Below are 21058 nucleotides of genomic sequence, written 5' to 3'. Positions count from 1 at the left end.
CGCGCTAGCGTTACGCCCATGACGACTTCTGGCAGCGAGACGACTTCTGGCAGCGAGACGACTTCTGGCAGCAAGCCCGCAGAACGTGACCCGGTCACCGACGTCGACATCGAGGATCAGCAGGGCACCCGCTACATCGGCCCCATGCGCGTGCGCCGCACCGACGGCGACGAGCGCACCACCGACCGTCGGCTGCTCGAGTGGGTCGATCCGCGCGACGCAGAGCGCCGGGCCGAGCGCACCATGCGCGACTCGTGGCGCGTGTTGCGTATCCAGTCGGAATTCGTGGCGGGTTTCGATGCCCTCTCCGACGTCGCCGAGGCGGTCACGGTATTCGGGTCCGCGCGACTACGACCCGGCTCACCCGACTACGAGCTCGCGGTGCGCGTGGGCCGAGCCCTCGGCGCGGCCGGCTACGCCGTGATCACCGGCGGTGGGCCGGGCGTCATGGAGGCCGCGAACAAGGGAGCCCACGAGTCGTCGGCGACGTCGATCGGACTCAACATCGAGCTGCCGTTCGAGCAGCATCTGAACCCCTGGGTCGACCTGGGCATGAACTTCCGCTACTTTTTCGTCCGCAAGACGATGTTCGTGAAGTACGCCCAGGCCTTCGTCTGTCTGCCCGGCGGTCTCGGCACGCTCGACGAGCTCTTCGAGGCGCTGACCCTGGTGCAGACCAAGAAGGTGGTCCGGTTCCCGATCGTGCTCGTCGGCCGCGAGCACTGGGCCGGGCTGCTCGCCTGGATGCGCGAGGTCCTCGTCGCCAAGGGGATGGTCTCGCCCGAGGATCTCGATCTGGTGACCGTCGTCGATGAACCCGACGAGGCGGTCGAGGTCATCCGGGCGGCGGCGCAGCGCCTCGCCGCGCGTGGCGAGGCCGACTGACCGGCTGCCCCGACCGGCACGGCCCCGGCCACGCACGGAACGCACCGGCCGGGCGACACGAACACTCCATTCGCCGACCATGAGGTCCGCGGACAGACAGCGAGAGAGTGGGGGACTGATGAGCGCGATCTGCGTGTACTGCGCGTCGGGACGCAATGTGGGGCAGGAGTATCTGGATCTCGCGGCCGAACTCGGCACCGCGATCGGGGCGGGCGGACACACGCTGGTCTCCGGCGGCGGCAATGTGTCGATGATGGGTGCGGTCGCCGACGCCACGCGCGCGGCCGGCGGTACGACGGTCGGGATCATCCCGCGGACCCTGATGCAGCGCGAGGTCGCCGACCTCGACGCCGATGAACTCGTCATCACCGACACCATGCGGGAACGCAAGAAGCTGATGGACGATCGGGCCGACGGTTTCATCACGTTGCCCGGTGGTATCGGCACGCTCGAGGAGTTGTTCGAGACGTGGACCGGTGGATTCCTCGGCATGCACACCAAACCCGTGGTGCTGCTCGACCCGGTGGGTTTCTACACGCCGCTGTTGTCGTGGTTACAGGGTCTGGTGGCGCCGGGATTCGTCGCACAGAGTTCGCTGGACCGGCTCGTCGTCACCGATTCGGTAGAGGGTGCGCTGCGTCATGCTACTGACCGGTAAGGTGTGCACACGAGCTGGCGTCGTGTGTTCGCGGCGGACAGCGCGCGCCATCGTCGTCCAACCGGAGAGCGAGTAAGTCGATGTCGTCCCAGGACACCGTCGGAATCACAGATCTGTTCAAAGGCGTGCTCAAGATGGCGCCGCAGGCGCCCCAGATGATCAAGCACGCACCCGGGCTGATCAGGCGGCCCGCTGACGCCAAGCGCACCATCGGCCTGATCTTCGCGCAGCACGCCGCCAACCACCCGGACCGGCCGTTCGTGCGGTTCGGCGGTAAGTCGACCACCTACGGTGAGGCCAACCGGACGGTGAACCGCTACGCCGCCGTGCTCGCCGAGAAGGGTGTGCAGACCGGCGACGTGGTGGCGATCCTGTCGAAGAACTGCCCAACAGATCTGTTCGTGATGCTCGCGACGGTCAAGCTCGGCGCGATCGCCGGGATGATCAACTACAACCAGCGCGGCAACGTCCTCGAGCACAGCATGAAGCTCCTCGGGGCCCGGGTGTTCGTCCATGACCCGGATTGCGCGGAGGCCTTCGAGTCGATTCCCGAGAGCGCACTGCCCGAGCACGTTCTCGACTTCGCCGCACTCGATGCCGCGGCGCAGGGACGGTCGGAGGCCGACCCGCAGGTCACCGCGACCCTGCCGGCATCCACCGAGGCGTTCTACATCTTCACCTCCGGGACCACCGGCCTGCCGAAGGCCAGCGTGATGAGCCACAACCGGTGGCTGGCCAGTCTCTCGGGTATCGGCGGCCTCGCGGTGCGCCTGCGCGCCAGCGACACCATGTATGTGCCATTGCCGCTCTATCACAACAACGCACTGTCGGTGTCGTTGTCCTCGGTGCTCGCCTCGGGCGCCTGTATCGCCATCGGCAAACACTTCTCGGCGTCGAAATTCTGGGACGACGTCATCCTCAATCGCGCCACGGCGTTCTGCTACATCGGTGAGTTGTGCCGTTATCTGTTGGCGCAGCCGGAGAAGCCGACCGACCGCGCCCACAGCGTGCGTCTCGTGGTCGGCAACGGCATGCGCCCCGACATCTGGGACGAGTTCCGCGAGCGGTTCGGCATCGACCGGATCGTCGAGTTCTACGGGGCCAGTGAGTTGAACCTGGTGTTCGTCAACGCCTTCAGCGCCAGCCGCACCGCCGGGTTCTGTCCGTTGCCGTACGCGATCGTCGAGTACGACGAGGACGGCAAGCCCAAACGCAACGCCGACGGTCGGCTGACCAAGGTGAAACGCGGCGGAACGGGCCTGCTCATCTCCGGCGTCAACGACCGCGTCCCGATCGACGGCTACACCGATCCGGAGGAAACCGAGAAGAAGATCGTCCGCGATGCCTTCAAGGACGGCGACGCCTGGTTCAACTCCGGTGATCTCGTTCGTGACCAGGGCTTCAGCCACATCGCCTTCGTCGACCGACTCGGCGACACGTTCCGCTGGAAGGGTGAGAACGTCGCGACCACCGAGGTCGAGGCCGGGCTCGACGGCCACCCGTCGATCGCGCAGTCGGTGGTCTTCGGCGTCGAGGTCCCGGGCACCGACGGCAAGGCCGGAATGGCGGCGGTGACGCTGCGCGAGGGTGCGAGCTTCGACGGCAAGGAGATGGCGTCGCACCTCTACGAGGCCCTGCCGTCGTATGCGATGCCGCTGTTCATCCGGATCGTCGGTCAGCTCGAGGCCACCTCCACGTTCAAGAACCGCAAGGTCGAGCTGCGCGACGAGGGTTACGAGAAGGTCGGCGACGACCCGCTCTACGTGCTCGCCGGACGCTCCGACGGATACGTCGAGTACTACGACTCCTATCCCGACGACGTCGCAGCGGCCAAGGCACCCAAGAACTGAGTGCTTTCGTAGTCTGGTCGCCATGGACGCGCGACGTGTGAAGTACGGGGGCGAAACCCTGTGCGGCCGTCCGGTCGCCGCCGATCGGGCGCTGGTGATGGCGATCGTGAACCGCACACCCGATTCCTTCTACGACCGCGGGGCCAGTTTCACCGACGACGCGGCCAAGGAACGGGTCGAGAGCGTCGTGGCCGAGGGCGCCGACATCGTCGACATCGGCGGTGTCAAGGCCGGCCCGGGCGAGGAGGTCGACGCCGCGGGGGAAATCGCGCGGGTGGTGCCGTTCATCGCCTGGATTCGTGATCGCTACCCCGATCTGCTCATCAGCGTCGACACCTGGCGCAGCGAGGTCGCCGATCAGGCGTGTGCGGTGGGCGCCGACCTCATCAACGACACCTGGGCCGGAGCCGACCCGGGACTGGTCGAGGTGGCCGCCGCCCACCGGGCCGGGATCGTGTGTTCGCACACCGGCGGCGCGGTGGTGCGGACCCGACCGCATCGGGTCGCCTACGGCGATGCGGTCACCGACGTCGTGGCCGATGTGCTCGAAGCGGTGACGTCGGCGGCCCGTCGGGCCGAGGCCGCGGGTGTTGCCCGTGACTCGATCGTGATCGATCCGACGCATGATTTCGGCAAGAACACCCACCACGGGCTGACCTTGTTACGTCACGTAAAAGATCTTGTTAAGACAGGTTGGCCGGTGCTGATGGCGCTGAGCAACAAGGATTTTGTGGGGGAGACTCTGGGAGTGGACCTCGAACACCGGGTGGAGGGCACACTCGCGGCGACCGCTCTGAGCGCTGAACACGGCGCCCGGATCTTCCGCGTCCACGAGGTCGCCGCCACCCGCCGCGTGGTCGACATGGTCGCCGCGATAGCGGGCACACGGCCTCCAGCCAGAACAGTCAGGGGACTCGCATGACCAAGAAGGTACGTCGAACCCAGAACCGCCCACACGTCGCCGGTCGGACACCGACGGCATCCACCGGTCGGGACAAGGCCGCCATGTGGCCGGCGCCCGCAGACACCGCCGACCGGGGTTCGTGGTCGACCACCCACACCTGGGAACAACCGGACTGGACGATCGACGACCTCGTCGCCGCCAAGGACGGACGCACGGTATCGGTGGTCCTGCCCGCCCTGAACGAGGAAGAAACCGTCGCCGACGTCATCGCCACCATCCGGCCGCTGGTCGGAACACTCGTCGACGAGCTGATCGTGCTGGACTCCGGGTCCACCGACGCAACCGTCGAACGGGCGCGGGCCGCCGGCGCCGAGGTGATCAGCCGCGAGGACGCGGTCCCCGAACTCGAGCCCGTCAAGGGCAAGGGCGAGGTGCTGTGGCGCTCGATCGCCGTCGCGACCGGTGACATCATCGCCTTCGTCGACTCCGACCTGATCGACCCCGATCCGATGTTCGTGCCGAAGATGCTCGGACCCCTGCTGGTGAACCCCGACATCCAGCTGGTCAAGGGCTACTACCGCCGCCCTCTGCGCACCGGGGGCACGCAGGACGCGAACGGCGGCGGCCGCGTCACCGAACTCGTCGCACGGCCACTGCTCGCCTCGCAGAAACCCGAACTCACCGCGGTGCTCCAGCCACTCGGTGGGGAGTACGCAGGCACCCGCGAGATGCTCGCCTCGGTGCCGTTCGCGCCCGGATACGGGGTGGAGATCGGCCTGCTGATCGACACCTACGACCGGTACGGCCTCGAGGGCATCGGCCAGGTGAATCTCGGGGTGCGCACCCACCGCAACCGCCCGCTCATCGAGCTCGGCGTGATGAGCCGCCAAATCGTGGGCACCCTGATGCGCCGGTGCGGCATCGAGGATTCGGGCGTCGGGTTGACGCAGTTCACCGCGGAGCCCGACGGCACGTTCACCCCGCACACCACCGACGTCTATCTCGAGGACCGTCCGCCGATGAAGACCCTGCGCGCGGTCGACATCGCCGCCGACGACGAGGAGATCGCCTCGTAGGCCGCTCGCCTCGCCCGGCGGGCGCTCGCCTCGGGCCGTGGTGATCGCGACGTGGCACCAGGCCACGGCGGCGCGGCCGGTCACCTCTCTGACACCATGGGATCATGCAGACCTTATTGCTGTACCTGCTGATCATGGCGGTCGTGGTGGCCGTCGTCTTCGCCGTGGTCTGGTTCGTGTTCGGTCGCGGTGAGGACCTTCCACCGGTCGACGCGACCTCGACGCTGACCCGTCTTCCGCGGAACGGGATCAACGGATACGACGTGCGCGCACTGCGATTCGCGCTCACCGTCCGCGGGTACAAGCAGAGCGAGGTCGACTGGGCGCTGGCCCGGCTCGCCGACGAGATCGACGATCTCCGCGCGCTGATCCAGCAGCTGCAGGACCGCGACGCCGCGTCGGTGCACCCGGTCGCCGCCGGCATCGGTCGTCACGAGGCGGGCCCGGCGTCCGCGGGTGTCGAGGACCCACAGGGGGCCGCCTTCGAGTCCCTCCCGGAGGGCGCCGAGGCGGCTTCTGCCGACCCCACTGCCGGGTCCGTGACCGAAACGCGTGACTGACATGCGGGCGCGTGGGCATCTGCACGTCGGCGCGCCACGTATCATTGCTCTGGCGGCAACCACCGTCACCGGCCGCATGGCCGCGATCCGGGCTGCGCCGTCATGTCGGAACGATCGTCCGGCGACGGCCGGGAGCCCTCGGCGACGCGAGACTCTGAAGGGAGTTTGAGAATGGCGGCGATGAAGCCACGAACTGGAGATGGGCCACTGGAAGCGGCCAAGGAGGGACGTGGGATCGTCGTGCGCATTCCGATCGAGGGTGGTGGACGTCTGGTGGTCGAGCTGACCCCGGACGAGGCCGCGGCTCTCGGCGAAGAACTCCGCGGGGTCACCGGCTGACCGGGTCGCAGGCCCGCTCGGCGCTGACCGAGCTACTTCCCGACCTCAGGTGTCCGGTCTGCTCGGATGCCCTGGATCTCACCGCCGACCACGCCGCGCTGCGGTGCGGTCGGCGCCATTCGTTCGACATCGCCCGCCACGGCTACGTCGCGCTCCTCGACGGGCGCTCGGGTGCACTCCGTGCCGACAGTCCGGAGATGGTTGCCGCTCGACTCCGTGTGCATGATGCAGGGGTCCTGTCGCCGGTCGTCGAGGCCACCGCCACCGCTGTCGCCGATCTGTGCCCTGCCGGTCTGTGCCCCGCCGATGAGCAGTCCCCCCTGATCGTCGATCTCGGGGGCGGCCCGGGTGTGTACCTCCGTGCGTGCCTGCGCCGGGCCCCGAACGCGCGTGGGGTGGTCATCGACCTGTCCAAGGCGTGCGCCCGGGCGGCGGCGCGCGGCGAGCCGACCACCGCGAGTGTGGTCGCCGACGTGTGGCGGCAGATCCCGATGCGGTCGGGTTCGGCAGCGGTGGCGCTGTCGGTGTTCGCCCCGCGCAACATCGCCGAGACCGCGCGTGTCCTGCGCGCGGGTGGTCATCTGGTCATCGTGGCCCCCCGTCCCGATCACCTGACCGAGCTCGTGGGCCCGCTGGGCATGCTGACGGTGGGACCGGACAAGGACGATCGGATCGAGGCCGCGTTGTCACCGGCTTTCGACATCGTCGACCGGCGGGTGGTGCAGGAGAAGTGCACGGTGACCGCGCCGACGATCGCCGACCTCGTCGCCATGGGGCCCTCGGCATTTCACCACAACCGTGCGCACATCGACGAGGTGGCCGACGCCGTGGCCGGCGCTCACGGTGGCAGCCTGCAGATCACCGTCGCGGTCACCGTCACGGTGTGCCGCATTCGCGGTGACCGGCCCCATCCGTCGGGGCCGGATTTCAGCGTGTGACTGCCTGATACACCCCGAGGGTCTGCTCGGCGATCGCATCCCAGGAGAACTCCGCGGCGGCCCGCTCGCGTCCGGCCTTGCCCATCGATTCGGCGGTCGCCGGATCACGCACCACCGCATTGACGCCGTCGGCGAGGCCGCGCTCGAACGCAACCGGATCGGCGGGGTCATAGGGGACGAGGACGCCGGTGACGGCGTCGCGGACCACCTCGGGAATGCCGCCGACTGCCGAGGCCACCACTGCCGTTCCGCAGGCCATGGCCTCGAGGTTCACGATGCCCAGTGGCTCGTACACCGACGGGCAGACGAATACCGTTGCCGCGGTGAGGATCTCCCGGATGCGCGGGAGTGGAAGCATTTCCCGGACCCAATGCACGCCGTGGCGCGCGGCCGACAGCGAGGCGACCGCAGACTCGACCTCCGCACCGATCTCCGGGGTGTCCGGTGCTCCTGCGCACAGGATGAGCTGCACGTCGGGATCGAAATGGTGGGCGGCCGCGACGAGATGGGCGACGCCCTTCTGTCTCGTGATCCGGCCGACGAAAGCCGCGATCGGCCGTTCGGGGTCGACGCCGAGTGTGGTCAACGTCGAGTCCGGACCGAACGGGTCGTCGACGGCAAACCACTGCGACGTGTCGATCCCATTGCGTACCACGTGGACTCGATCGGGATCGAGGCGCGGATAGGTCTCGCATACGTCGTTGGCCATCCCGGAGCTGACCGCGATCACCGCGTCGGCGTACTCGACGGCGTTGCGTTCCACCCAGCTCGACACCCGATAGCCGCCACCGAGTTGTTCGGCCTTCCACGGCCGCATCGGTTCCAGTGAGTGTGCGGTCAATACATGTGGCACACCGTGCAACTCGGCCGCCAGATGCCCGGCGAGACCGGTGTACCAGGTGTGCGAGTGCACCAGGTCGGCACCGGCGGCACCCACCGCCATCCGCAGATCGGCGGACAGCGTTGTGATCGCCGCATTGGCGCCGTCGAGCCCCGGGTCGGGCGCGTAGACCGTCGCGGTGTCCCGCGGTTGTCCCATGCAGTGCACGTCGACCTCGATCAGTGCGCGCAGGTGTCGCACCAGCTCGGTCACGTGGACTCCGGCACCACCGTAGACCTCGGGTGGATACTCCCGTGTCATCATCGCCACCCTCATGACGACGACGCTAGTGCCCGCGCGCGCAGTTCGCCACGAAAGCGGGGCAAACTCGGCGGGAGCCGGATGTCGTCGAGGCGAGAACATCGCGAACATCAATGGATCGAGGTGTGTGTTCGTCTGGCCCGTGCACAGATTGGCGGTTAAGTTGTGAGTGTGAGATCACAGCCGCACGTGCTCGGTATCGTCCTTGCGGGCGGTGAGGGTAAACGCCTGTACCCGCTGACGATGGACCGCGCGAAACCGGCGGTCCCATTCGGTGGCGCCTACCGGCTGATCGACTTCGTCCTGTCCAATCTGGTCAACGCCGGTTACGAACGCATCTGCGTTCTGACGCAATACAAGTCGCATTCACTCGACCGCCACATCTCGCAGACCTGGTGGTCATCGGGATTCCACGGGGAGTACATCACCCCGGTGCCCGCGCAGCAGCGTCTGGGTCCGCGGTGGTACACCGGCAGCGCCGATGCGATCTTCCAGTCGATGAACCTCATCGAGGACGAACAACCGGAGTACATCGTCGTTTTCGGTGCCGACCACGTGTATCGGATGGACCCGTCGCAGATGGTCGAGGCGCATATCGACTCCGGCGCCGACGTCACCGTCGCAGGCATCCGGGTGCCGCGCGCGGAGGCCAGCGCGTTCGGGTGCATCGATGCCGACGAGTCGGGGCTGATCACCCGGTTCCTGGAGAAACCCGCCGATCCGCCGGGCACTCCCGACGACCCCGACGTCACCTTCGCCTCGATGGGCAACTACGTGTTCACCACCGAGGCGCTCGTGGAGGCGATCCGCGCCGACGCGGCCGACTCCGATTCCGATCACGACATGGGCGGCGACATCATCCCGGCCTTCGTGAACCAGCAGCGGGCGTTCGTCTACGACTTCGCCGACAACGAGGTGCCCGGTGCCACCGAACGCGACCGGGGGTACTGGCGTGATGTCGGGACGCTCGACGCGTTCTACGACGCACACATGGACCTCGTGTCGGTGCACCCGGTGTTCAACCTGTACAACCGTCGCTGGCCGATTCGCGGTGAGACACTGCATCTGCCGCCCGCGAAGTTCGTGCAGGGCGGTCACGCCCAGGATTCGGTGGTCGGCGCCGGATGCATCGTGTCGGCCGGATCGGTGAGCACCTCGGTGCTCTCGGCGAACGTGATGATCGAGGACGGTGCCGTCGTGGAGGGCAGTGTGCTGATGCCCGGCGTGCGGGTCGGCAAGGGTGCGGTGGTCCGACGCGCCATCCTCGACAAGAACGTCGTCGTCGGCGAGGGTGAACAACTCGGTACCGACCTCGAGGCCGATCGTCAGCGCTTCGCGGTCAGTGCCGGTGGTGTGGTGACCGTCGGCAAGAACATCCGCGTCTGAGCGCTCCGGGGCGCCGGTCTGCTCAGCGTTCCGGTGTCTCGCTCAGGGTGCGAGGATGCTGCGTCCGAGGGCGACGAGGGTGACGATATCGGTGCCCTCGGTGTCGGCGGGCAACGCCTCGACCGGCCACCACCGCAGATCGAGTGACTCGTCGCTGATCGTGATCGGCGGCAGGCCGCCGTCCGACGTCGGTGGGGCCACCGCGACGAACCGCACGTCGAGGTGTCGCGTCGGCACGCCGAGCGAACAGGTGATCTGATGGGTGTGCAGTTGCGCGAGCCCGGCCAACTCCAGACCGTCGATGCCGGATTCCTCGCGCGCCTCACGCAGCGCGGCGTCGGCGATGGTCGCGTCGTCGGGTTCGCAGTGCCCACCGAGTTGAATCCATTTGCCCACCCGCGGATGCAGGGTCAGCAGTACGTGGTCGGCGCCGGCGTCGAAGACGATCGCCGACGCGGTCAGGTGACCGGGCGGGTAAGCGCGTAGGCAGGCCTGCGCGGCGGCGTCGAGGAAGGCGCGATAGGTGTGCCGCAGTGAGTCCTGTTCCGGCGAAGGCGCCGTCCAGTCCTCGAGCGTCGCCACCGCCGAATCGTGCAGGGATTCGGCGCTCACCGGACGATCAGCCAGTCGTCGGTGGGCGCGCTCCCGCGCAGCCCGGACTCCTGTGCCGGGTGGCCGATGGCGATGGCGCCCAACGGTTCCCAGTCCGCGGGGACCTCGAGGTGGGAGGTCACCACGGGCGCGGCGAAGATGGTCGAACCGACCCAGCAGGAGCCGAGTCCGCGTACCGAGAGGGCGACGAGCAGGGCGGTGACGGCGCCACCTGCGGCGACGGTGAACATGGTGTGCTCGGCGGCGTTGCGACGCTCGTCGGGATAGGTGTGGGCGCCGTCGGGGATCAGAAACGGGATCACCAGTTCCGGGGCGTCGTAGAGGATGCGCCCGCGCGCGACGCGCTTCTCGATCGACTCGGCGGTCTTCTCGTCGGCGCCGAGATCGGCGCGCCAGGCCTCGCCCATCGCATCGAGCAGTCGCGTTCGGCGCGCGGCGTCGCGGACCCACACGAATCGCACCGGGTGGGTGTGGTGCGGAGCGGGTGCGGTGAGCGCGTCTGCGCATGCCGCGGTGATCGATTCCGGGTCGACCGGGGTGTCGGCGAAGGCGCGCACGGACCGCCGCGTCAGCAGTGCCTCCCGGCGGCCCTGCTCGATCGCCTCGGCGGTACCGAGGTGGAACAGGTCCTCGTCGGTGGGCCGGATCAGATCGGCCGCCCGTGACCCGTCGTCGGTGGGCTGCAATCCACGCACCACGGCCACCGGTACGCCCGCGAGTTTGCCCTTCACCAGATCGGCCGCGGCCGCGATCTCGTCGGCGACGGCGATGTCGGTGACCACCAACGGGTTTCCGTGGCTGTCGACGCCACCCTCGTAGGGATGGGTGACCGCGATCCCCGCCGCTCCGATCGCCACGTCGATCTGGCCGGTCCGCCACGCGCGGCCCATCGTGTCGGTGACGATCACCGCCACATCGATGCCCGCGGCCGCGGCGAGGGACGCGCGGAGTTCGGCGGCGCTGCGGTCGGGGTTCTCCGGCAACAGCGCGAGCGCGTCGACCGGAACATTCGACCCGTCGATGCCGGAGGCGGCCTGCACGAGGCCGAGTCGGTTCTCGGTGATCAGTGTGCGGTTGCGGCGCGCGAGTACCCGCACCGATTCCTGCACGACGAGGCGTCGGCGCAGGGCGTCGCGTTCGTCGGGGTCGGTGGGGGCGGGCACCATGCGGCCCTCGGTCTTGGAGAAGACCTTGCTGGTCACCACCAGCACGTCACCGGACGCCAACCACGGTGCGGCCGTGAGGATCTCGCTGGTGAGGTCGGTGGTCGTGTCGAATTCCGGCAACCCGGTCACCGGGCGCACCTCGATGATGCCAGGGGCGCGGTGATCGGTGATCGGAGATGCGCCGTCGCCCGTGGTCATCGATCAGCTCCGGTGGAGTCCGGTCCGGCGATCTCCGGGGTGTCGACGCCGACCAGAGCACACGCCGCGCGCACCATGTGCGCGGTGGCGATCGGGTCGGTCATCAGCAGGGGAGCGGCGCCGATGGAGATGCCCTCGACCGCGGCCTCGTCGCCGTCGGCGATGAGCCACCCGTCGAGGAGCCCGTTGCCGCTGCGCGCGCCGTAGTGTGCCGCGATCGCCTCGGCGGTGGTCTCGACCCCGATCACCGACAGACACTCGTCGGCCATGCCGCGCAGGGGCCGGTTGTCGATGACGGGACTCACGCCGACGACGCGTGCCCCGGTGGTGCGCAACGCGCTGCGTACGCCCGGCACGCTGATCACCGCGCCGATGCTCACCACCGGGTTGCTGGGGGCCAGCAGGACGACGTCGGCGTCGGCGATCGCCTCGATCACCCCTGCAGCGGCGTGCGTGTCGTCCGAACCGACCTGGGCGAAACCGAATGTCGGGATCTTGGCCCGGTGCCGAACCCACCACTCCTGGAAGTGGATCGCCACCTGGGCGCCGTCCTCGCCGCCCGGAGCGGACACCACGACGTGGGTCTCGTGGCGGTCGTCGGTGGCCGGTAACAGCCGCACACCGGGCTGCCAGCGTTTGCACAGTGCGGCGGTGACGTCGGAGAGCCGGTAGCCCGCGTCGAGCATCTGGGTGCGGATGAGATGGGTGGCGAGGTCGCGATCGCCGAGCCCGAACCAGTCCGGATCGGCGCCGTAGGCGGCGAGTTCCTCCTTGGCGTGCCAGGTTTCACCCCTGCGCCCCCACCCGCGCTCGGTGTCGATGCCACCGCCGAGGGTGTACATGCAGGTGTCGAGGTCGGGGCAGATCCGTACCCCGTGCATCCACGCATCGTCACCGACGTTGACGATCGCAGTGATCTCATGGGGGCCAGGGGGAGTTGCCGACTCGTCGCCCGCCGAGTCCTCGGCGGGCGCGGGAAACGGCGTCGGCCCGAACAATTCGCGGACACCCTGCAGGAATCGAGCGCCACCGACGCCTCCGACGAGAACGGTCACCTTCACAGCGCTCCACTGTAGTGACCCGACGGCAGCGGCCCGACTCTGGTGACCCCACGACAAGCGGGTGAACCAGAACCGACGACCGACGCGCGCGACCGACACCGACCCGGGTGGCGCCGCGCCCGCGCTTCCGGTAGACCGTACGGGTCGGTGTCCGGGTGCGGCTGAGGTCGCAACCCGGACGTCCGGCCGCGCAGGCGATGTGAGATTCCTGACGAATCATCTTCCCCACGTGTCGCGACTCCGGTTTTCCTCGGCCAGTGGTATTAAGAAGATTTCTCGCTCGGCTTGACCTGAGTGGCCGCCAGCGTGTGTAATCACATCAGTGTCATTTTCGGTTCGAGATCGAGAATCACTGAGAGCTAAGTGTTTTCGATAGAATGTTCGACCGGATGTCGCTTCGGGTCGATGTGGTGCTCGCGTGGTGTGAGTGCGACTCGGAACGCCGGGCACTGGTGAAGATCGAACGACGAACAGGTGGACGGGGTGACGCGGCAGTGACGCCGTGGCGCGAGACAGCAGCAGTACAACGACTTCCCAGGCAGGAGGGGCCGACGATGGCATTCGACAACCCGATCGGCAATCCCCTTGAACCACAAGATCATTCACACATCACCGGCTCGGACGACGCGTTGTATCGCAGTCTCGGACCGGTGAACGAAACGTTCCTGACCGCGCCGCAGGTCGGGGTCTTCGACGCCGAGTCCGACGCCCCGCGACGGCATTTGTCGTTGGTGCCCAACGAGTTCGACGATCTGTTCGACGCGGTGGAGGAGCAGTGGCAGGACCGGGCGCTGTGCGCCCAAACCGATCCCGAGGCGTTCTTCCCGGAGAAGGGTGGATCGACCCGCGAGGCCAAACGCATCTGCTCCGGATGTGAGGTCAAGGCGGAGTGCCTCGAATACGCGCTCGCCAATGACGAGCGGTTCGGGATCTGGGGCGGCCTCTCCGAGCGCGAGCGCCGCCGCCTCAAGCGCGGCATCATCTGAGCCGCGGCCGGCGAGCGCCGGTCATGGTGATCACCGTGCGGTGATCACCATCGGCGTCGGCCACCGAGACCGGCCACGGTGAGATCTTGACGCAGCGACGCCGTCCCGCCGTGCCGGGTCAGTCGAGTCCCCGGTCGATCGTGTCCTCGTCGACGCCGAGGTGGGTGGCGACCTGCTGCACCAGCACCTCGTGGATCAGTTCGATCAGTTCGGTGTCGCGACGCGCGCGGCTCTCCAGTGGTCTGCGGAACAAGATGATCTTCGCGCGGGTCGGCTGCCCGTGGACGTCGACGCCCGCCGGGATGAGCCGCGCGAGCGGGATCGCGCCGTCGGCGGTCACCTCGTCGGGCCATTGGATCGTCTCCGGATCCCGCGGCAACATGCGGGGGATCTCGTCGACGGCGATGTCGAGTCCGGCGAGCTCGTCGTGCCACCGCGCATCGATCTCGGCGAAGGCCTCGATGGCCACCGCGTCGAATTCGTCGGATTTGCTGCGCCAGGCGGGCACGCTCGGCGGCAACAACGGTGTCCGCAATCCACGCCCGCGGCGCTCACGGCGCCGAGGGGTACGCGCCGGCCCGGTGCGACCGGCGCGCGGTGGCCGAAAACCATCGAATCGCATGGCGCGAGTGTAGGAGGGCGCCTGCCGAATGTCTCGTGTCGGTGCCTGTCTCGTGTCGGTTGCCTGTCCGCGGTGTCGGTGTCGACGGTTCACGCGTGTCGGGATCACCGGATCGATCCGGGCCGGGCTAACCTCAATGACGTGAAGCTTCCCCGCCAGTGCTGCAGGCCCGGCTGCACCCGTTCCGCGGTGGCTACCCTGACCTTTGTCTATGCGGAGTCGACGGCCGTGATCGGACCCCTCGCCAGCTCGGCCGAACCGCATTCCTGGGATCTGTGCGACGAGCATGCGCGCCGGATCACCGTGCCCCGCGGCTGGGAGATGCTGCGCAGCGAACGGGGTTTCTCGGCGCCGTTGGCCGAGGACTACGAGCTGACCGCCCTTGCCGAGGCCGTGCGCGAGGCCAGCTCAGGAGGACGTGCCGGGCGGGTTGCCGCGGACATGTCCCATCCCGATCCGATCGATGCGTTCGACGACATGCGTCCGGGGCGCCACCGCGCGCCCACCCGCGACGCACATCCCGCCGATCCCGGGCCGCGTGGTGGTGCCACCAAACCGCGCCCGGGCCGGCGCGGCCACCTCCGGGTCCTGCCCGACCCCGTCGACTGACCGCTCGCCTCGAGTGCCCACCGATGGCTCGTGCACTCCGGCGCACCGAACCGCCGACGGCCGCCCGTCATCGGGTCGCGCGCTGTGTGGGCGCCGTGCCGAACGGCTGACTACTGTAGGGGTCATGCGAACCGGTGCCCCCGATCTCGACGACGTCGACGACCTGATCGCGGCCGACACCGAGGGACTCCTGCACGCGGCCGCACTCGCCGGGGCGCAGGTGCGCTCGGTCGCCGAGGCCGTGCGTGAGGGTGTCGCCGAGCCGCTCTCGGAGTTGCGTCCCCGCAGTGTGGTCATCGTGTGCGCCCCGGGTGGTCCGGCCGCCGGCGCCACCGCGATGGTGTGTGCGATGCTCGCCACGCGGGTCGACGTCCCCATCGTGTGTACCTCGGCGTTGCCCGGTTGGATCGGTCCGCTCGACGTCGTCGTTCTCGCCGGTATCGATGGCGGTGACATGACTCTCGCCGACGCCGCAGCGCGGTCGTTGCGGCGTCGCGCCGAGGTCGTGATCAGTGCGCCCATCGAAGGTCCGTTACGGGATGCATTGGGGGGCAATGGGATCGACTTTTCGCCTCGGGTGGACGTCGATCCCCGGTTTCGCTTCCCCGGCTTCGTGGCAGTGTTGCTCGCGGTGTTCACCGCGCTCACCCAGGTCCGGTTCACCGGATCCGCACCCACGGTGTCCGACCTCGCCGACGCGCTCGACTCCGAGGCTGCCGCCGATCATCCCGCGCGCGAGACCTTCCACAACCAGGCCAAGATCCTCGCCGCTCGGCTCGGCGAGGGGCCGGTGATGTGGACCGGTGACTCACCCGCGACACTCGCGGTGGCCGATCGAGCCGCCGCGGTGCTCTTCGCGGTTTCTGGAAGTCGGTGCGCGACAGCCGATCTCGCCGACATTTCACGTGTCTCGCGAGACATCTGGTCGGTCGCCGAGGCCGGGTCGGCCGCCGACTCCCTGTTCTACGACCCGCAGATCGACGGGCCGCGCGGCGATGGCCCACCGCGGGTGATGGTGGCCACCACCGCCGCCCGCGAGTGGGACACGCGTCGTCGCATCGGCGCCCTGGCGTCGACGGAGGTCCTCGTCGGAGCCGACGCCGATGCGCAGGTCCCGCCCGTGGTCGGTGGTGACCCCGCCGAACCGGCCGACGCCCCCGGCGATCTCACGTCCCTGTTGGTGTTGATGTTGCGTATCGAAATGGCAGCGGTGTACCTGCGACTGATCGGAGCCGAGCAAGGATGAAGGTCATCGAGGGAGTCGTCCGCACGTATGCGTGGGGGTCGCGTACCGCGATCGCCACGCTGCGTGGCAAACCGGTACCGTCACCGCACCCCGAGGCCGAGTTGTGGTTCGGCGCTCACAGCGCCGGTCCGGCGTGCGTCGTCGAGGACGACGGGACGACGATCGGCGCCGATCTGCTCTCGGTGATCGAGTCCGATCGGACCGCCGCCCTCGGTGCGCCGACCGTCGAGCGGTTCTCCGGTCGGCTGCCGTTCTTGCTCAAGGTCCTCGCCGCCGACGAACCGCTGTCGCTGCAGGCGCATCCCTCGTCCGACCAGGCCGGTGAGGGTTTCGCGCGGGAGAACGCCCAAGGGCTCGCCCTCGACGCGCGTGACCGCAATTACCGCGATCCGTGGCACAAACCGGAGTTGGTGGTCGCGCTCACCGAGTTCGATGCTCTCGCGGGTTTCCGTGACCCGGCGGTCACCGTCGAGTTGCTGCGCGAGCTGCAGGTCAGCGAACTCGATCCGTTCCTGGGAATGCTGGTGGGCCAACCGGATTCACACGGTCTGCGCGCGTTGTTCACCACCTGGCTCACCCTGCCGGAGGCCACGATCCAACGGGTGACGCCCGCTGTGCTCTCCGCTGCGGTGCGCGTGCTCGAATCGGGTGAGAGCGGGTTCGGCGACGAACTGCGGACCCTGCTCGAACTCGGCGAGATGTATCCCAACGATCCCGGGGTGCTGGGTTCGCTCCTGCTCAACCGGGTGCGACTGCAACCCGGTGAGGGTCTGTACCTGCCGGCCGGCAACCTGCACGCCTACCTCGACGGCACCGGGGTGGAGATCATGGCCAACTCCGACAACGTGTTGCGCGGCGGGTTGACGTCCAAACACATCGACGTGCCCGAACTGTTGCGGGTCCTCGATTTCACGCCGGTCGACGTGCCCGACCTGATCCCGGCGATCCGCACCGTCGGCGCCGAACGCATCTATCTCACTCCGGCACCCGAATTCCGGCTGTCCCGTGTGGAACTCGACGGCACCGGGATGACGCAGCCGTCATCGATCAGTTTCGACATGCCGGGCCCGCAGATCCTCGCGGTGCTGTCCGGCACCATCGAGGTCCGTCCGGCCGGGGGTGCACCGCTGGCGGTGACCGCGGGCCGGGCGGCCTGGCTGACCGACGCCGATCCCGACGTGGTGGTCCGCGCGGCGTCGGCGCGTGCGGTGTTCTTCCGCGCGCTGGTGCCGATCCACGGGTGATCGGGGTTATCCGCGTCCGGCGGGCACAGGCTCGTTGCGCGCGGCCTCTCCGATCATCGCCCACTCCTCGGGTAACGCGACCATGGTCACCGTCGTCCGGACGGTCGCGGTGACCACCGAGATCTGTTGGGGCACACGCGGATTCTGGATGAGTGAGATCGTCGCGGCCGATCCGGGACGGCGCGTGCCGTCGTCGACGACGAAACGCGTGACGCCCGGCGGTGGGGGACCGGCCGGCGGGTCGATCCCGTCGTAGAGATCCACCCGGACCCCGCGGGGCGCGTTGTCGGCGAGTGCGACGTGCAGCATGGGGGGATCGGCGACGGCGGCGACGAGGTGGTGCCAGCGCTGCGCGGAGGCCGTGTGGAGCACCACCGGAGCCCCGATCGCAACCGTGCGCAGGACGGTTTGGGCGATCATCGCAAACGAGCCCGAGAGGACGACCACCTCGACGCCCGGACCGACGAGCGGCAACGCGACCGCGTGACCGCTCCGATCGGCGCCGAGGAGTTGTCCGCAGCCGCCGGCGGGGAGCGCGAGGTGCTCGACGAGTCGTGCGGCACGTGCGCCTTCGGCCGCGGGTAGCGCGCGTGCGAGCCGCGAGGGCGATGCCACCGGGAGTGAGGTGGTGAACGCATCGAACTGGCGGCCGCGCAACCGCATGGTGCCGGCCGGGTCACCGCTGTTCGGGCCGCTGCCGTTCGGCCCATCGTCGGCCGGGCGACCGTCGAGACGGACCAGTGCGGCGACCCGCAGACGACCATCGGTGCCTCGTCCGAGACGCATCGTCAGCGTCGTCGCGGCGCTCGGCTGCGACCAGATGTCGGCAGCCACCCGCGGGAGTTCGTCCGGATCGACGGCGAGCGACCGCGTGGTCAGTCGGGAGCCGCGCAACCCGTCCCACTCCTCGGTCAGCTCGTCGAGCTCGTGGCCGGCGGTGAGATGGTCGGTGACCGCGGTCATCTCGGCCGCCGAGAGCGCGGTGACGGCCAGCCCCCGTTCGGTCAGCCGGCGGGCGACCCGCTTGGTGGTGATCGTCGCCGCCCGGAGTGCACCTTCGGCGCCACCGCCACGCCGGGCGACGGCGTCGGGACAGTCCCGGGGATCGAGTCGCAGGATCACGAACACGTTCCGGTGGGCGGTGGCCGACAGGCGCCCCAGGGTCCGCAGATAGGTCGACGCCGCAGGGCCCCGACCGCGGAGTCGGGTCCCGTGGCTCACCACGTCGATCGAGGCGAGTGGGATGTCGAACGGATCGATGCACTCGGCGAGAACGTCAAGGGGGACATGCGCTTCGGCGGTCCCCGAACCGACGCCGGCCGGCGCGCCGAGCCGGGTCAGCACGGGTGTGCCGGGGCGGATCCGCAGCGCGGTGATCAGGGTGTCGCCGGCCCAGCGGGCGCCGATCGGCGCCTCGTCGACGTCGGCGACGCGTGATCCCACGACCGTTCGGGTCGGAATGTCGAACGGTGCGGGGGCGACGTCGTCGGTGCGCCGACGCAGACGCGCCCAGGCGAAGGCGCATCGGCGACCGATGCGCTGCAGGGGCGAGGTGTGCTCGCGCCACGGGATCATCATGAGTGCCGCCACCGCGGCGATCGCCAGTGCCGGCCCGCCCAGGTGGGCGCCCCTCACGGCCCAGATCATCAGACCCAGGGCCAGCAGCACCTCGACGAGCACCACGCACCGCACCGGGGATGGACCTGCGGCCCGCCGATGCGCTCGCGGCTGCGCGCCCACCCCATTCTGTCCGGAACCCGTCCGTCCCGGCCTGTTCGATGCCACCTGTGCCCCCTGTTCGACCTGTCTCCCCCGACGTATCGGTGCACGACCCGTCGCCCCGGACGAGGTGTGCGCAAACGACCTCTGCGCATCGGGCCGAGCCGATCCGCGTGTATCGGTTAGGGTACTACCCAAATCGCGCAAATCGCCGCGAAGACGGATCGGTGACTCGGTAGTCCACAGGGGGAACCGAATGGACATGGGGTGCGTCCAATCGGGTATCAACACCGTCGTGTGCGAAGGGAGGGAATCGCATGGCGCGGCAACTCACCACGAAGGCTCAGGTCAACGGCTACCGGTTTCTGCTGAGCAGACTCGAGCACGCTCTGGTCCGCCGCGACGCCCGGATGCTGCACGATCCGATGCGCTCGCAGATGCGCGCTCTGGTGCTCGGAACGGTGCTGGCGCTGCTGGCGTTGGCCGGCTTCGGGATCTGGGGTCTGGTGAAACCACAGGGCAGTGTGGGCAAGTCGGCGATCCTGGTGAGCAAGAACAGCGGCGGCCTCTTCGTCGTGATCGACGAGACCTTGCATCCCGTTCTCAATCTCGCCTCGGCGCGCCTGATCGTCGGCGACGCCGCCGCTCCGACGTCGGTCAGCGACCGCAAGTTGGCGGACTATCCGCGCGGTGCGCTGCTGGGTATCCCGGGAGCGCCTGCCGGGTTACCCGGATCGGCACACCCCGGGACCTCGACGTGGAGCGTGTGCGACCGGATCGACGACCGACAACTCGCGGGCCGGCCGGATGGGCCGCATGCGGTGCGGCTGGCGGTGATCGGGGAGAGGCCGGCGCTCGGTGACCGATTCCGCACGGCCGCACCAGAAGACGCGGTACTGGCCTCCGACGGCCGTTCGACCTTCCTGCTGTATACGGTCCGGCGTGGGGACCGGCCGGTGCCCGTGCGCGCCGAGGTCGACACCGCGGACCCGGCGGTCATGCGGGCCTTCGGACTCGAGGGGGCCACGGCGCGCACGGTCAGTACCGGGTTGCTCAACTCGGTGCCGGAGGTGGCGCCGCTGCGGGTCCCCCACCTCGCTGCCGGCACGGCGGCGCCGGTGATCTCGGCGCCGGGTGTACGGATCGGGTCGGTGGTGCGCACGGTCGGGATCGACGGTGCCGCACACTATTACGCGGTGCTCGCCGGCGCGGTGCAGCCCGTCGGAGCGGCCACTGCCGAGATGTTGCGGCTCGCCGAAGACGGTGGTGCCGCGGAGGTGATGACGGTGGCACCGGCCGTCGTCAATGCGGTGCCGCACACCGGCACCGCCTTGCCGGTCGGCGAGTTTCCGTCTCGTCCACCGCATCTGGTGGACGTGCCGGCGGCCCCGACGCTGTGTACGACGTGGGCCCGAGGTGCCGACGACCCGCGTGCAACCGCGACGATGCTCCTCGGCCGCGGATTACCGATCGAGTCGTCGCAGCGACCGGTCACGTTGACCAGTGCCGATGGCAGCGGCCCCGGCATCGACGAGGTCTTCCTTCGCCCGGGGTCGGGTGAGTACCTCCGCGTCACCGGCAACGAGCCGGACAGCACTCGGTCCGAATCGCTGTTCTACCTGAATGATTCGGGCATTCGATTCGGCGTCGCGGATCTGGCCACCGGCCGGATCCTGGGTCTCGGTGACGCTCCTGCGCTCGCACCGTGGTCGGTGGTCTCACTGCTCACCCCGGGACCGACGCTGTCGCGCCACGATGCGCTCGTCGCGCATGATGCCATCGCTGCCGACCCCGCCGGCGCGCCGGTCGCCGTGCCGGCCGGTTAGGGCGCGCCGCCCGAGCAGGGTGTCCGACCGGG

At 69.0% G+C, this 21058-nt stretch carries 20 protein-coding genes; 14 read left to right on the top strand and 6 right to left on the bottom strand.

The annotated features are described in order from the left end of the window. The first annotated feature begins 18 nt into the window (after positions 1-18). From P3L18_RS18730 to P3L18_RS18695, 8 genes are all read left to right on the top strand, one after another. Entirely contained in the window at positions 19-885 is an 867-nt protein-coding gene (locus P3L18_RS18730; protein ID WP_079930340.1) for a TIGR00730 family Rossman fold protein, read from the top strand. A gap of 118 nt (positions 886-1003) precedes the next feature. Further along, positions 1004-1543 (top strand): TIGR00730 family Rossman fold protein, encoded by a 540-nt coding sequence (locus P3L18_RS18725; RefSeq protein ID WP_079930339.1) that lies wholly within the window; start codon positions 1004-1006, stop codon positions 1541-1543. An 80-nt stretch (positions 1544-1623) separates the two neighbouring features. Next, positions 1624-3393, top strand: coding sequence for a long-chain-acyl-CoA synthetase (locus P3L18_RS18720; protein ID WP_276114899.1), 1770 nt, complete (start codon positions 1624-1626; stop codon positions 3391-3393). 22 nt (positions 3394-3415) lie between these two features. Beyond that, a complete protein-coding gene (gene folP / locus P3L18_RS18715; protein ID WP_079930336.1) occupies positions 3416-4315 on the top strand; it encodes a dihydropteroate synthase in 900 nt (299 codons plus the stop codon). Beyond that, positions 4312-5373, top strand: coding sequence for a glucosyl-3-phosphoglycerate synthase (locus P3L18_RS18710; RefSeq protein ID WP_014360607.1), 1062 nt, complete (start codon positions 4312-4314; stop codon positions 5371-5373). Before folP ends, P3L18_RS18710 begins: the two co-directional genes overlap by 4 nt. Before the next feature lie 104 nt (positions 5374-5477). Beyond that, positions 5478-5933 (top strand): DivIVA domain-containing protein, encoded by a 456-nt coding sequence (locus P3L18_RS18705; RefSeq protein ID WP_276114898.1) that lies wholly within the window; start codon positions 5478-5480, stop codon positions 5931-5933. A gap of 171 nt (positions 5934-6104) precedes the next feature. Continuing rightward, positions 6105-6272, top strand: a complete 168-nt coding sequence (locus P3L18_RS18700) for a DUF3117 domain-containing protein (protein WP_006367626.1) — start codon at positions 6105-6107, stop codon at positions 6270-6272. Positions 6273-6343: 71 nt separating this feature from the next. After that, positions 6344-7210, top strand: coding sequence for a putative RNA methyltransferase (locus P3L18_RS18695; protein WP_346348441.1), 867 nt, complete (start codon positions 6344-6346; stop codon positions 7208-7210). Here P3L18_RS18695 and glgA read toward each other — a convergent pair. Next, positions 7200-8366: a glycogen synthase gene (glgA, locus tag P3L18_RS18690; protein ID WP_205741419.1), complete on the bottom strand. Its 1167-nt coding sequence runs from the start codon at positions 8364-8366 to the stop codon at positions 7200-7202. The genes P3L18_RS18695 and glgA overlap by 11 nt on opposite strands. A 156-nt stretch (positions 8367-8522) precedes the next feature. On the opposite strand from glgA, the gene glgC reads away from it, so the two are divergent. Beyond that, positions 8523-9737, top strand: coding sequence for a glucose-1-phosphate adenylyltransferase (gene glgC / locus P3L18_RS18685; protein WP_026919995.1), 1215 nt, complete (start codon positions 8523-8525; stop codon positions 9735-9737). A 42-nt stretch (positions 9738-9779) separates the two neighbouring features. Here the strand turns inward: glgC and P3L18_RS18680 are convergent, their stop codons facing one another. From P3L18_RS18680 to cofD, 3 genes are read right to left on the bottom strand one after another with little or no spacing between them, the layout of a single operon-like run. Then, entirely contained in the window at positions 9780-10349 is a 570-nt protein-coding gene (locus tag P3L18_RS18680; RefSeq protein WP_276114897.1) for an NUDIX domain-containing protein, read from the bottom strand. Next, positions 10346-11713, bottom strand: coding sequence for a coenzyme F420-0:L-glutamate ligase (locus tag P3L18_RS18675; protein WP_014360601.1), 1368 nt, complete (start codon positions 11711-11713; stop codon positions 10346-10348). Before P3L18_RS18675 ends, P3L18_RS18680 begins: the two co-directional genes overlap by 4 nt. Beyond that, positions 11710-12774, bottom strand: coding sequence for a 2-phospho-L-lactate transferase (gene cofD / locus P3L18_RS18670; RefSeq protein ID WP_170320159.1), 1065 nt, complete (start codon positions 12772-12774; stop codon positions 11710-11712). The genes P3L18_RS18675 and cofD overlap by 4 nt, the downstream gene beginning before the upstream one ends. Positions 12775-13496: 722 nt before the next feature. Between cofD and P3L18_RS18665 the strand changes: the two genes are divergently transcribed. Further along, positions 13497-13760: a WhiB family transcriptional regulator gene (locus P3L18_RS18665; protein ID WP_170320161.1), complete on the top strand. Its 264-nt coding sequence runs from the start codon at positions 13497-13499 to the stop codon at positions 13758-13760. Positions 13761-13878: 118 nt separating this feature from the next. On the opposite strand, the gene P3L18_RS18660 is transcribed toward P3L18_RS18665, so the two are convergent. Next, positions 13879-14382, bottom strand: coding sequence for a metallopeptidase family protein (locus P3L18_RS18660; protein ID WP_050955222.1), 504 nt, complete (start codon positions 14380-14382; stop codon positions 13879-13881). 141 nt (positions 14383-14523) lie between these two features. Between P3L18_RS18660 and P3L18_RS18655 the strand changes: the two genes are divergently transcribed. The 3 genes from P3L18_RS18655 to manA all read left to right on the top strand — a co-directional run bounded on the left by P3L18_RS18655 (position 14524) and on the right by manA (position 17481). After that, the gene (locus P3L18_RS18655; RefSeq protein WP_081482465.1) at positions 14524-14991 is read left to right on the top strand and encodes a DUF3499 domain-containing protein; all 468 of its coding nucleotides are present in this window, start codon (positions 14524-14526) and stop codon (positions 14989-14991) included. Positions 14992-15115: 124 nt separating this feature from the next. Next, a complete protein-coding gene (locus tag P3L18_RS18650; RefSeq protein WP_014360597.1) occupies positions 15116-16237 on the top strand; it encodes a hypothetical protein in 1122 nt (373 codons plus the stop codon). Beyond that, positions 16234-17481 (top strand): mannose-6-phosphate isomerase, class I, encoded by a 1248-nt coding sequence (gene manA, locus P3L18_RS18645; protein WP_079930328.1) that lies wholly within the window; start codon positions 16234-16236, stop codon positions 17479-17481. Before P3L18_RS18650 ends, manA begins: the two co-directional genes overlap by 4 nt. 6 nt (positions 17482-17487) lie before the next feature. Here manA and eccE read toward each other — a convergent pair whose 3' ends face one another. Further along, complete coding sequence (eccE, locus tag P3L18_RS18640; RefSeq protein ID WP_276114896.1) at positions 17488-19164, bottom strand: type VII secretion protein EccE; 1677 nt, start codon at positions 19162-19164, stop codon at positions 17488-17490. 353 nt (positions 19165-19517) lie between these two features. Here eccE and eccB point away from each other — a divergent pair, with 353 nt between their 5' ends. Continuing rightward, on the top strand, positions 19518-21026 hold the full coding sequence (gene eccB / locus P3L18_RS18635) for a type VII secretion protein EccB (RefSeq protein WP_276114895.1): 1509 nt from the start codon (positions 19518-19520) through the stop codon (positions 21024-21026). Positions 21027-21058: the final 32 nt, after the last annotated feature.

The organism is Gordonia sp. N1V (assembly GCF_029269935.1).
In the GTDB taxonomy this organism is placed as follows: domain Bacteria; phylum Actinomycetota; class Actinomycetes; order Mycobacteriales; family Mycobacteriaceae; genus Gordonia; species Gordonia polyisoprenivorans.
The sequence above is the reverse complement of the archived record's forward strand: the minus strand, read 5'-3'. Positions and strand labels throughout refer to the sequence as shown.

What these genes read in the sequence shown, in the direction of transcription:
- eccB (WP_276114895.1), top strand. Translation starts at nt 19,518, where the DNA reads ATGGCGCGGCAACTCACCACGAAGGCTCAGGTCAACGGCTACCGGTTT.
- P3L18_RS18710 (WP_014360607.1), top strand. Translation starts at nt 4,312, where the DNA reads ATGACCAAGAAGGTACGTCGAACCCAGAACCGCCCACACGTCGCCGGT.
- P3L18_RS18705 (WP_276114898.1), top strand. Translation starts at nt 5,478, where the DNA reads ATGCAGACCTTATTGCTGTACCTGCTGATCATGGCGGTCGTGGTGGCC.
- P3L18_RS18730 (WP_079930340.1), top strand. Translation starts at nt 19, where the DNA reads ATGACGACTTCTGGCAGCGAGACGACTTCTGGCAGCGAGACGACTTCT.
- P3L18_RS18720 (WP_276114899.1), top strand. Translation starts at nt 1,624, where the DNA reads ATGTCGTCCCAGGACACCGTCGGAATCACAGATCTGTTCAAAGGCGTG.
- P3L18_RS18700 (WP_006367626.1), top strand. Translation starts at nt 6,105, where the DNA reads ATGGCGGCGATGAAGCCACGAACTGGAGATGGGCCACTGGAAGCGGCC.
- P3L18_RS18650 (WP_014360597.1), top strand. Translation starts at nt 15,116, where the DNA reads ATGCGAACCGGTGCCCCCGATCTCGACGACGTCGACGACCTGATCGCG.
- P3L18_RS18725 (WP_079930339.1), top strand. Translation starts at nt 1,004, where the DNA reads ATGAGCGCGATCTGCGTGTACTGCGCGTCGGGACGCAATGTGGGGCAG.
- folP (WP_079930336.1), top strand. Translation starts at nt 3,416, where the DNA reads ATGGACGCGCGACGTGTGAAGTACGGGGGCGAAACCCTGTGCGGCCGT.
- glgA (WP_205741419.1), bottom strand. Translation starts at nt 8,366, where the DNA reads ATGAGGGTGGCGATGATGACACGGGAGTATCCACCCGAGGTCTACGGT.
- P3L18_RS18660 (WP_050955222.1), bottom strand. Translation starts at nt 14,382, where the DNA reads ATGCGATTCGATGGTTTTCGGCCACCGCGCGCCGGTCGCACCGGGCCG.
- P3L18_RS18675 (WP_014360601.1), bottom strand. Translation starts at nt 11,713, where the DNA reads ATGACCACGGGCGACGGCGCATCTCCGATCACCGATCACCGCGCCCCT.
- manA (WP_079930328.1), top strand. Translation starts at nt 16,234, where the DNA reads ATGAAGGTCATCGAGGGAGTCGTCCGCACGTATGCGTGGGGGTCGCGT.